Here is an 11,301-nt window from a genome sequence, read left to right as displayed (position 1 = left end):
GGGAAGGGGTGTCGGCGGAGGTGCCGCCCGGGGCGGGGGTGTCGACCGCTATCCGGGTCGAGGCAGTAGCGCTACTCTGTGCTCTCATGTATGAGCGTAGCAGCGTAGGAGAACTGGCGGAACAGCTACGAAGAGAGCTCGACCGCTACTCTCCCGGTGGAAAGCTGCCGTCGAGCCGGGCCCTCGTGGAGCGGTTCCGGGTGAGCCCGGTGACCGTCTCGCGCGCCCTCGCCCAGCTCGCTGCCGAGGGGCTGGTCGTCACCCGGCCCGGCGCGGGCGCGTTCCGCGCGCGCCCGCGCACCGGTACGGCGCCCGCCGGTGACACCTCCTGGCAGGAGGTCGCCCTCAGCGCGGACGGCGCCGCCGACCTCGTACCGCGCACGGTGGACGCCGCCGGGGTCACCGTCTCGCTCGCCGCGCCGCCGCCCGGGGTGATCGAGTTCAACGGCGGCTATCTGCATCCGTCGCTCCAGCCCGAGCGGGCCATGGCCGCGGCCCTGTCGCGCGCCGGTCGCCGACCCGGGGCGTGGGGGCGGCCGCCCATGGAAGGGCTGCCGGAGCTGCGCGAGTGGTTCGCCCGGGGCATCGGCGGGTCGGTCACGGCCGCCGAGGTGCTGGTCGCCGCGGGCGGCCAGGCGGCGCTGACCACCGCGCTGCGCGCGCTGGCACCCCCAGGCGCCCCGGTGCTCGTGGAGTCGCCCACCTACCCCGGCATGCTGGCCATCGCCCGCGCGGCGGGCCTGCGCCCGGTGCCCGTACCGGTGGACGCGGACGGGGTTCGGCCGGACCTGCTCGCCGACGCCTTCCGGGCCACCGGCGCCCGCGTCCTCGTCTGCCAGCCGCTGTTCCAGAACCCGACCGGCGCCGTGCTGGCCCCCGCCCGCCGCGGCGAGGTGCTGGGCATCGCCCGCAGGGCCGGCGCGTTCGTCGTCGAGGACGACTTCGTACGCCGGCTCGTGCACGAGGACGCCGGCGAGCTGCCGCGGCCGCTCGCCGCGGACGACCCGGACGGCGTCGTGGTGCACGTCGGCTCGCTCACCAAGGCCACCTCGCCCAGCTTCCGGGTCAGCGCGCTGGCCGCGCGCGGCCCGGTCCTGGAACGCCTGCGCGCCATCCAGGTCGTCGACAGCTTCTTCGTCCCCAGGCCGCTCCAGGAAGCCGCCCTGGAACTCGTCGGATCGCCTGCCTGGCCGCGCCATCTGCGTTCCATCTCCGCGGAGTTGAGGGCCCGCCGGGAGGCGATGACCACCGCCCTGCGCCTGACCCTGCCCGAACTCGCCCTGCCGCACGTCCCGTCCGGCGGCTACCACCTGTGGCTGCGCCTGCCCGACGGCACCGACGAGACGGCCCTGGCCGCCGCGGCCCTGCGCGCGGGCGTCGCGCTGACCCCCGGCCGCCCGTACTTCAGCGCCGAACCCCCGGCCGGACACCTGCGGTTGAGCTTCGCCGCCGTCGCGGGCACCGGGGAGATCACCGAAGGGGTACGGCGGCTGCGCGCCGCCTGCGACGAGGTGCTCCGGCCGCCGGAAACCCTTCGACACGCCGCGCCTGAGCTGTGAGGATCCCGCCATGACCGACCTCAACGACACCTCCGCCCCGTCCGCCTCGCCCGACACCCGGGCTCTCGTCGAGGGGTACGAGCTCTCCACCGACCCGGACCGCGTTGACGTCGAGCGCGTGCACCACTGGCTGTCCACCGACGCGTACTGGGCGATCGGACGGTCGCGGGAGAAGCACGAGCGGGCGATCGCCGGCTCGCTCAACTTCGGCGTGTACGACACGGTTTCCGGTGAACAGGTGGCCTATGCCCGAGTCGTCACCGACCGGGCGACCTTCGCCTGGCTGTGCGACGTGTACGTGCACGCGTCGGTGCGGGGCAAGGGGATCGGCACGGCCCTGGTGGCTGCCGTGCGTGAACAGCTGCGGCCGTACGGGCTGCGCCGCCTGCTGCTGGCCACCCACGACGCCCACGGGGTCTACGAGAAGGTGGGATTCCGGGCGCTGGACGTCCCCGACCAGTGGATGGTGCTTACCTTCGAGTGACCTTTTGGTGCGACTTGCCCGGCAGGTCCCGACGCTCGGGTAAAAGATGACGCACCGCCGGTAACGCACAGGCGGGAACCCTTGACCGGTGGGCCCGGGCGGCTCACGATCGCCGCATGGCACTTCGGGTCACTTTCGTCGCAGCCGCGCGCAGCTCCCCGTTGCTCGCCGAGCGCTTCGACGACGACCGGCCGCTGGACCAGGCGGGCTGGCAGGAGGTGCAGCACGTGGCCGCCGAACTGCTGCCGCTCGCCGCCGCCGAACTGCGCTACTGCTCGCCGAACCCGCGCAGCCGTGCCACCGGGGACGCCCTCGGTTACGCGCCGCTCGTCCAGCTCGCCCTGCGGGACTGCGACATGGGCCGCTGGCGCGGGCTGACGCTCGGCGAGGCGATGGCCCGGGAGCCGCAGTCGGTGGACGCCTGGCTCGCCGACCCGCGTTCCGCCCCGCACGGCGGTGAGCCACTGCTCGCCTTCATCTCCCGGGTCGGCGGCTGGCTGGACACCCGCCCGGTCGAGGACGGCGGCCGCATCGTCGCCGTGGCCGAGCCCTCCGTGATCCGCGCGGCCCTGGTGTACGCGCTTCAGGCGCCGCCCTCGACGTACTGGAACATCGACGTCCGGTCCCTGTCGGCGGTCACCGTGAGCGGCCGCGCGGGCCGCTGGCACCTGCGCTTCGACTCCACGGCCGCTCAGCCCTCGCGGATGAGGTAGTCGCTCGGCAGGCGCACGTAGTCGGTCGTCAGCACGAGGTCCTTCGCGGGGCCGCCGACCCGCCAGACCGTCCGCCAGTGGTCCTCGTCCCGGACGGTGAACTCGCCCCGGTAGAAGTCGGCGGCGCAGGGGTGGTCGGCCACGTACCGTCCGGACGTCAGGTCCAGGTGATGGAAGGGCCGCCCGTCCGCGAACCGCACGTCCGCCGTGCCGGGCACCGCGCCCGGCAGGAACCGCAGGGTCCGCTCGGCGGGCCGGGCGACTCCCCGCCAGACGAACCGGCCCGTCTCCCGGTGCAGCAGTCCGCCGCCGTCCAGCGGGCCGAAGCCGGTGACCCCCTCGAAGCGGCCCTCCTCGCCCCCGGCGAGATCCCGCACGGTGCGCTCCACGCGCCAGTGCCCGGCCAGATGGGCCAGCACATCGGGCACGGGCCGGAAACCGTCCGGCGCATCGGGCACGGGCCGGAAACCGTCCATGTCAGCCCCGTCCCGTCGGCCGGCGGCGGCGCCATCCGTCCGGCGAGTCGGCAGGGGACCTGCGCCGGGCCTGGGCCTGGATCTCGTGGTACGAGTCGTGGCTCGTGGCGCGGAACGCCTCCTCGTACGAGGCCAGCGCCGCCACCAGACCGGCACCGGCGGTGCCGCGTCGGCGGATCCGCCGCGCCAGCCAGGTGAACAGCCCCAGGACGACCGCCAGGCAGCCGGCCGTGGCCAGGTAGGGGAGCAGCACATGCATGGCCTCGACCCTATGTCCTGGCCGCCGGTGTCCGGCAGCCACGCCCCGGGAGCCGCCGCACGTCCCATTGACGCGCTCATGCCTCCTCCCTAGGGTGCCGTTCGAAGTGCTGACCAATGTTCGCAATACCGAACAACTCGCAACTCCCCCAGCTCACAACTCCTACAGAGTCGCGGAGTGCCCATGTCACGCACCATCCGTACCTGGCGGCGGCCCGTCCTCGCCGCCGTCGCCTTACTGCTGGCCTCGGCCGGGCTTCCCGCGCCCGCGCACGCCGAGGACGTCACCGACTACACGATCACCGTCGACCCGGCCGCCCGGGGCGCCGAGATCGCCGACACGATGTACGGCGTCTTCTTCGAGGACATCAACCGCGCCGCCGACGGCGGGCTGTACGCCGAACTCGTGCAGAACCGCTCGTTCGAGTACTCCAGCACCGACAACCGGTCCTACGCACCGCTCACCTCCTGGACGGTCACCGGCGGCGCCCAGGTCGTTGACGACGCCGGCCGCCTGGCCGAGCGCAACCGCAACTACCTCTCGATGAGCGCCGGTTCGGCGGTCACGAACGCGGGCTACAACACCGGCGTCAGCGTGCGGGAGGGCCGCAGGTACGACTTCTCGGTCTGGGCCCGCAGCGCCGACGGCAGCATGCTCACCGTCACCCTCCAGGACGCCGACGGCACGCTGGCGCCCGCCCGCCGGGTGACCGCCCGGGGCGGCTGGGCCAAGTACACCGCCACGTTCACCGCGAGCCGCACCAGCGCCACCGGCCGGCTCACCGTGGCCTCCACCGGCGCCGCCGCCCTCGACATGGTGTCGCTGTTCCCGCGCGACACCTACAGACACGAGCCCAACGGCCTGCGCAAGGACCTCGCCGAGAAGATCGCCGCCCTGCACCCGGGCTTCGTGCGCTTCCCCGGCGGCTGCCTGGTCAACACCGGCTCGATGCAGGACTACAGCGAGGCGTCCGGCTGGCAGCGGGCCCGTTCCTACCAGTGGAAGGACACCGTCGGCCCGGTCGAGCAGCGCGCCACCAACGCCAACTTCTGGGGCTACAACCAGAGTTACGGGCTCGGCTACTACGAGTACTTCAGGCTCGCCGAGGACGTCGGCGCGATGCCACTGCCCGTAGTGCCCGCCCTGGTGACCGGGTGCGGCCAGAACCGGGCCGTCGACGACGACGCCCTGCTCCGGCGGCACATCCAGGACACCCTCGACCTCATCGAGTTCGCCAACGGGCCGGTGACCTCGACCTGGGGCGGACTGCGTGCCCGGATGGGTCACCCCCGGCCCTTCCACCTCACCCACATCGAGGTCGGCAACGAGGAGAACCTCCCGGCCGAGTTCTTCGCCCGGTTCAAGGAGTTCCGCGCCGCCGTCGCGGCCGTCCATCCGGACATCACCCTCGTCTCCAACTCCGGCCCGGACGACGCCGGTACGACCTTCGACACGGCCTGGCGGCTCAACCGCGAGGCCGGTGTCGCCCTGGTCGACGAGCACTACTACAACAGCCCGCAGTGGTTCCTCCAGAACAACGACCGCTACGACACCTACGACCGGGGCGGTCCGAAGGTGTTCCTCGGCGAGTACGCCTCCGGGGGCAACGCCTTCAAGAACGGACTCGCCGAAGCCGCCTACATGACCGGACTGGAACGCAACGCGGACGTCGTGCGACTCGCCTCCTACGCGCCGCTGTTCGCCAACGAGGACTACGTCCAGTGGCGCCCCGACCTGGTCTGGTTCAACAACCACGCGTCCTGGGGTTCGGCCAACTACGAGGTCCAGAAGCTGTTCATGACCAACGTCGGCGACCGCGTGGTGCCCAGCACGGCCACCACCACACCCTCCGTCAGCGGCCCGATCACCGGCGCCGTCGGCCTGTCGACCTGGGCGACGACGGCCGCCTACGACGAGGTGAAGGTGACCGGCGCGGACGGCACGACCTTGTTCGACGACGACTTCGGCCAGGACGCGTCCAGGTGGACCCACACCGGCGGCGGCAGCTGGAGCGTCCAGGACGGCCAGTACGTCCAGAGCGACGTGAGCGCGGAGAACACCATGGTCTCGGCGGGCGACACCGCCTGGCACGACTACGACCTGAGCGTGAAGGCCACCAAGAGGGCCGGCAAGGAGGGCTTCCTCGTCGCCTTCGGCGTCCAGGACACCGGCAACTACTACTGGTGGAACCTCGGCGGCTGGAACAACACCACCAGCGCCGTCGAACAGGCCGTGGACGGCGGCAAGTCGACGCTGATCGCCAAGCCCGGGACCATCGAGACGGGCCGCACCTACGACATCGACATCAAGGTGCGGGGCCGCCAGGTGACCCTCTACCTCGACGGCGAGGAGTGGGGCAGCTTCACCGACGACAAGCCGGCCGAGCCGTTCCGCCAGGTCGTCACCTCGGACCGGAAGACCGGTGACCTGATCGTCAAGGTCGTCAACGCCCGCTCCTCGGCGGCCCGTACGGCGATCGACCTCGGCGGCGCCCGGGTCGCGGACAAGGCCCGGGTGACCACGCTGGCCGCCGCCCCGGAGGCGGTGAACACCGAGACGCGGACCGAGGTCGCGCCGGTGACGTCGACCTTCACCGGCGTCGCCGACCGGTTCACGTACACCTTCCCCGCGGACTCCGTCACCTTCCTGCGGATCAGGCGGAGGTAGCCGGCGCACCGGTGGGCTGCTGCCCCAGCGGCAGCAGCCCACGCTCGGCGAACACCTTCTTCGCGGCGAAGGTCGCGTTCAGCGCCCGGGGCATACCGCAGTAGACGGCCGCGTGCAGCAGCGCCTCGGTGATCTGCTCGGGCGTGAGGCCCACGTTCAGTGCCGCGTTCACATGCACGTCGAGCTGCGCCTCGCAGCCGCCGAGCGCGGTCAGGACGCCCAGGGTCACCAACTGGCGGTCCCGCGGGACGAGTCCGGGCCGGTCGTAGATCTCGCCGAAGGCCCAGGAGACGACCTGGTGGCCGAGCTCGGGGCTGACGTCGTCGAGCGCGTCGACGACCCGCTGCCCGGCCTCGCCGTCGACCCTCCTCAGGACCTCAAGGCCATGGGCGAAACGCTCTTCACGGGTGCTGTTCGGGTTCATGGCGCAGACCGTAGGAGTTGGAGCGCGCTCCAGGTCAAGCCGAGCCGCGCACCACGGCCGTCCGCCCCCGCGATCACGGTCCTCCGCCCCCGCAATCAGGGCCCTTCACCTCCGCAATTGCACGCAGGACGAATTCCATTATCCGCGTGTTCTCTCGGTGTTAACCGAGCTGTTCGTGTGGGCCGTGGCCGTTTCCGAAAGAACCTTCATCAATTCCCCTACACGGCACAACCATTCGGAATCCAGGCCCGTCTAAGGCGGCGAATCAATAATGCGGGGGAAGTGACGCCCCTGGACGAGACGCCATGTGTGCCACTTCCCCGGGGGGCCTGCGAACAATGGAACGACCGACTTTGCTCACCGCCTCTCCCTGTGGCATTCCTCACAGGAACGCGCGGCGCCGTCCGTACCGGAGCAAGGTGTGAAACCGACCGTCTCTCCGGAGCCGCCGACCGCACTTGCACCGTCCGGCCCACCGCGGTCCGGCCGGCCGCCCCGATTCCGGTTCGGGTTCCGGCTTCGGCCGCCCCGCCCGGCCGTCCGGCCGGAACAGGCCGCCGCCCTGCTCGCGGCGGCCGTCGCGGTCCTCGTGTCCTGCACCGGCGACGTCGTGGCGCGCAGCTACCCCTTCGGGCCGCGCGCCCGCAACGTCAGCGACCTGGGCAACCAGTACGTCCCGTTCCACGCGCACCTGTGGGACCTGCTGCACGGCCGGGCCGACGGCGGCCTGCTGATGAACTGGCAGTCCGGGTTCGGCTCCAGCTTCCTGCCCGACCTCGGCACCTATCTGAGCAGCCCGTTCGCCCTGCTGGTGGCGGTCTTCCCGCGGGACGAGATCGACCTCGCGGTCTACGTGATCACCGTGCTGAAGACGGCCTGCGCCGGCGCGGCCATGGCCTGGCTGCTGCTCGCCCTGCGGCCCGGCCGCTGGTGGGCCGCGGGACTGCTCGGTGCCTCCTACGCCCTGTGCGGCTGGAGCGTGCTGATGGCCGCGGTCAACCCGATGTGGCTCGACGGACTCATCGCCCTGCCGCTGCTGTGCCTGGTCGGCGAATGGGCGCTGCACGGCAGGCGGCCGGTGCTCGGGGCGCTGGTCGTGGCCCTGGCCTGGATCGCCAACTTCTACACGGCGTACATGGCCACCCTCGGCGCCGGTCTGGTGCTGCTGCTGCGGCTGTCGCTGTCCGGCCTCCCGCCACGGCGGCTGCTCGCGGCGGTGGGCCGGGCGGTACGCGGCACCGTGCTCGGCATCGGTCTGGCCGCACCCCTGGTGGTCGTCGTCTACTTCGGGACCAGGCACGCCTATCCGGGCCGGGTCACCGAGTTCCGGCCGCTGGCCTTCGAGTACCTGCTGGCCCACCTGCTGCCGACGTCGTACAGCTTCAGCAACCCGGCCGTCTACGTGGGCACCGCGGCCCTGCTGCTCGCCCTCGCCCTGCCCTTCCACCGGGCGGTTCCCCGGCGGGTGCGCGGCGGGTGGACGCTGCTGGTGGTGGCGATGACCCTGTCGATGCGCTGGGAGCCGACCCACCTGGTCTGGCACGCCTTCGCCACCCCGCAGGGCAGCGCGTACCGGCAGGCCTTCGTGCTGTGCGGGCTGCTGGTGATCGCCGCGTGGACCTCGCTGTCCTACGGTCCGCCCGGTCCGCGCGCGCTGTTCGCGGCGGGCGGGCTGCTCGCCCTGGTCATGGCCGGGGCGGCGGGCAGCATGCCCGCGCGCCACTCCTTCACCCTGCCGATCGCCGTGCTCGCCGCCCTGGCGGCGCTAACCGGCCTGGCCCTGCTGGGCCGCGCGGAGGCCCCGGGCGGCACAGGCGGCACAGGCGGCACGGGGGGCACGGGCGACACGGACGGCACGGACGGCCCTCCCCTTCCGAGTGGCGCTCCCCGCCCGGGCGGCCGCCGCCGCGCCGTCCTGGCCGGGCTGGCCGCGGTGCTGCTGCTCGGCGGGCAGTTCGGCGAGGCCGCCGCCACCTCCGCGGTGGCCACGAGGTCGCGGGCCACCCGCATGGACGACCACAGCCCCTGGGGCGCCCGCAGGCAGACCCAGGCGGAGCTGATCGCCGCGGCCGACGGCTGGCCCCGCTACCGCACCGATCCGGGCCGGGAGCAGACCGTCGCCAACGACCCGATGGAGGTGGGCGGCCAGGGCGCCCAGTACTACAGCAGCCTCACCTCCGACGTCCTCAGCCGCACCCTCACCGCCCTCGGGGACGGCTGGACCTCGCGGGGCCGCAGCCTCCAGAGCCTGGACAACGCCGTCACGGACGCGATCTTCTCCATCGGCGCCCGGGTGCACTCCCCGCCGGACCCGGACCAGAAGCGGTTCCCCCAGGACGGCAGCCGCACCACCGTGTCCCGGCAGCCGGTGCCGCCGCTGGTCACGGTGCGGCCGTCCGGCACCGGCGCGGACCGGCCCGGCTTCGGCCCGTCCCCGTACCGCAACCAGGAGCTGCTGCTCGGCGCCCGCGTCTACACCGTGCCCCGGCTGACCGTGCGCACCGCCGCCGGAAGGCCGGCGCGCTTCGGCGTGCGCCTCGGCCCGGTCGCCGCCGGGACCAAGGGGCCGCGGCCGACGATCACCGCCCGCTGCCGCCCCGGCAGCGAGGTCTACCTGTGGGCACCGCACCTCTCGGGCACCGCCCGCCTCGCCGGTGCCCCGGAGACGGCCCCGACCGGACGCTTCCGCTCCGACCGCCTCGCCACCGCGATCGCCGCCATGCAGCGGCTCGGCCGGGTGCCCGCCTCCGGACACCTCACGATCGAGCTGTCCCCGGACGCGACGAGCACCGTCCCGGACGGCGCGGTCGGCTGCCTGGACACCGCCCGGCTGCGCACCGCGGTCGAACGGCTGACGTCGACCGGTGCCACCGAGGTGACCGTCTCCGACGGCACCGTGCGGGCCGTGCTCCCCGCGGGCAGCCGCGGGACCGCGGTCCTGGCGGTCCCGCGGATCGCCGGCTGGCGCTGCGCCACGGGGGCCGCCGACGCCGTACCCGCCGAGAGCTACCACGGGCTGATCGGCGTCCCGCTCGACGGCACCTCGACCAGCCTCACCTGCACGTTCCATCCGCCCGGGCTGCGCCTGGGTGCCGCGGTCGGGGGAGTGTCGCTGCTGGCACTGGCCCTGCTCGGCGCGCTCACCGCCGTCCGCGGACGGCGGGCGAGGACACCTTCGACGACCACCCGACCACCCGACCGCGCCGACGCACGAGTGGCGCTCTGACGCCGCGCCACAGGGGGAGAACCATGCTCATCTCGATCGTCGCACCCTGCTACAACGAGGAAGACGTCATCGAGCGCTTCCACGACCACGTCCAGCGGGTCGCGGAGGAGCTCCTGCCACGCGGGCACGACATGGAGTTCGTGTACGTCGACGACGGCAGCCGCGACCGTACGCTGGCGGTCCTGATGCGCCTGGCGGCCCAGGACTCCCGCGTGCGGTACGTCTCCTTCAGCCGGAACTTCGGCAAGGAGGCGGCGCTGCTGGCCGGTCTGCACCACGCCTCGGGGGACTGCGTGGTCGTCATGGACTCGGATCTCCAGCATCCGCCCGAACTGATCACCCGCATGGTGGACCTGCGCGAACAGGGCTTCGACCAGGTCATCGCCAAGCGCACCAGGAGCGGCGACAAGGTGCTGCGCACCGTCACCGCCCGGCTGTACTACCGGTTCGTCAACCGGCTCGTCGACGTCGAGCTCGTGGACGGGGCCGGTGACTTCCGGCTGCTGTCCCGCCGGGTGGTGGACGCGGTCCTGTCGCTCAGCGAGTACAACCGCTTCTCCAAGGGCCTGTTCGCCTGGGTGGGCTTCGCCGCCACCACCTTCGAGTACGAGAACGCGGTGCGCGAGCACGGCCGCAGCTCGTGGAGCCTGCGGGGCCTGCTCAACTACGGGATCGACGGACTGCTGTCGTTCAACAACCGTCCGCTGCGGGCCGCGCTCTACCTCGGCATGGCGCTGCTGCTGTGCGCGGGCCTGTACACGGCGTGGATCGTGGGTGCCGCGCTGGTCAACGGCGTGCAGACGCCCGGCTATGTCACGGTCATCACCGCCGTCACGGCGCTCTCCGGGGTCCAGATGACCATGCTGGGGGTCATCGGGGAGTACACGGGCCGGATCTACTACGAGGCGAAGCGGCGCCCGCACTTCCTGGTGAAGGCGACCAACGTGCGACGAGTGGAGGACCTGATTCCGTGATGCCCGGCAAGAGACCGCGCCCCGTGCGCCGGCAGCTCGTCACCTTCGCCGTGATCGGTGTGATCAACACGGCCACGTACTACGGTTTTTACCTTCTGTTTCTCATCTTCTTGCCCTATCTGGCCGCTCATGTGTTTGCATTTTTACTGAGCATGACTGGTTCTTTCTTTCTGAATGCGCGCTTCACCTATCGGACCCGGCCGACCTGGCGGAAATTCCTGCTGTTCCCGCTGACGAATGCGGCCAATTTCCTGATCACCACGACGGGCGTGTACGTGATCGTCGACGTCCTGCACCAGGGGAGCCGTTTCGCCCCGCTCGCCGCGTCCCTGGCGGCGGTCCCGGTGACGTTCGTGGTCTCCCGCTGGGTCATGTCGCCCGCGCGGCCTGCCGCCCGGGAGTCCGGGAAGGATGCCGACCGGGATCCCGAGGGGCCTGCCGTCACGGATCCCGCGGCGGGTGCCGTCCGGGACACCGGCAGGGAGGCCGTCCAGGAGATTGCATAAACGTGCAGCGATA

The 11,301-nt window shown here is 72.3% G+C and carries 10 protein-coding genes; 7 read left to right on the top strand and 3 right to left on the bottom strand.

Annotated elements, in window-relative coordinates; genetic code table 11:
- The first annotated feature begins 86 nt into the window (after nt 1-86).
- The 3 genes from FNH09_RS14810 (at nt 87) to FNH09_RS14800 (ending at nt 2,756) form a co-directional block, all read left to right on the top strand.
- Nucleotides 87-1,559 (top strand): aminotransferase-like domain-containing protein, encoded by a 1,473-nt coding sequence (locus FNH09_RS14810; RefSeq protein WP_152887965.1) that lies wholly within the window; start codon nt 87-89, stop codon nt 1,557-1,559.
- Between the two features lie 10 nt (nt 1,560-1,569).
- The gene (locus FNH09_RS14805) at nt 1,570-2,043 is read left to right on the top strand and encodes a GNAT family N-acetyltransferase (RefSeq protein ID WP_152887963.1); all 474 of its coding nucleotides are present in this window, start codon (nt 1,570-1,572) and stop codon (nt 2,041-2,043) included.
- 116 nt (nt 2,044-2,159) lie between these two features.
- Nucleotides 2,160-2,756 carry a histidine phosphatase family protein gene (locus FNH09_RS14800; protein WP_152887962.1) on the top strand — a complete coding sequence of 199 codons (597 nt, stop codon included), beginning with the start codon at nt 2,160-2,162 and terminating at the stop codon, nt 2,754-2,756.
- Here FNH09_RS14800 and FNH09_RS14795 read toward each other — a convergent pair.
- Both FNH09_RS14795 and FNH09_RS14790 read right to left on the bottom strand, forming a co-directional pair.
- Nucleotides 2,735-3,232 carry a DUF6314 family protein gene (locus tag FNH09_RS14795; protein WP_152887960.1) on the bottom strand — a complete coding sequence of 166 codons (498 nt, stop codon included), beginning with the start codon at nt 3,230-3,232 and terminating at the stop codon, nt 2,735-2,737. The two genes, FNH09_RS14800 and FNH09_RS14795, sit on opposite strands and share 22 nt — an antisense overlap.
- Before the next feature lies 1 nt (nt 3,233).
- The gene (locus tag FNH09_RS14790) at nt 3,234-3,491 is read right to left on the bottom strand and encodes a hypothetical protein (protein WP_152887958.1); all 258 of its coding nucleotides are present in this window, start codon (nt 3,489-3,491) and stop codon (nt 3,234-3,236) included.
- 183 nt (nt 3,492-3,674) lie between these two features.
- Here FNH09_RS14790 and FNH09_RS14785 point away from each other — a divergent pair, with 183 nt between their 5' ends.
- Nucleotides 3,675-6,158: an alpha-L-arabinofuranosidase C-terminal domain-containing protein gene (locus FNH09_RS14785; protein ID WP_152887956.1), complete on the top strand. Its 2,484-nt coding sequence runs from the start codon at nt 3,675-3,677 to the stop codon at nt 6,156-6,158.
- Here the strand turns inward: FNH09_RS14785 and FNH09_RS14780 are convergent.
- Nucleotides 6,145-6,582, bottom strand: a complete 438-nt coding sequence (locus FNH09_RS14780) for a carboxymuconolactone decarboxylase family protein (RefSeq protein ID WP_152887954.1) — start codon at nt 6,580-6,582, stop codon at nt 6,145-6,147. The two genes, FNH09_RS14785 and FNH09_RS14780, sit on opposite strands and share 14 nt — an antisense overlap.
- A 421-nt stretch (nt 6,583-7,003) precedes the next feature.
- Between FNH09_RS14780 and FNH09_RS14775 the strand changes: the two genes are divergently transcribed.
- Genes FNH09_RS14775 through FNH09_RS14765 form a run of 3 tightly spaced genes read left to right on the top strand, consistent with a single transcriptional unit; the run spans nt 7,004 to nt 11,288 of the window.
- Complete coding sequence (locus FNH09_RS14775) at nt 7,004-9,808, top strand: YfhO family protein (RefSeq protein ID WP_162468596.1); 2,805 nt, start codon at nt 7,004-7,006, stop codon at nt 9,806-9,808.
- 23 nt (nt 9,809-9,831) lie between these two features.
- Nucleotides 9,832-10,782, top strand: a complete 951-nt coding sequence (locus FNH09_RS14770; protein WP_152887952.1) for a glycosyltransferase family 2 protein — start codon at nt 9,832-9,834, stop codon at nt 10,780-10,782.
- Nucleotides 10,782-11,288, top strand: coding sequence for a GtrA family protein (locus FNH09_RS14765; RefSeq protein WP_152887950.1), 507 nt, complete (start codon nt 10,782-10,784; stop codon nt 11,286-11,288). The genes FNH09_RS14770 and FNH09_RS14765 overlap by 1 nt, the downstream gene beginning before the upstream one ends.
- Nucleotides 11,289-11,301: the final 13 nt, after the last annotated feature.

The sequence above is a fragment of the Streptomyces adustus genome (assembly GCF_009377175.1).
GTDB lineage: Bacteria > Actinomycetota > Actinomycetes > Streptomycetales > Streptomycetaceae > Streptomyces > Streptomyces adustus.
Note: the sequence above shows the minus strand (reverse complement) of the source record. Positions and strands in the feature narration are given on the sequence as shown.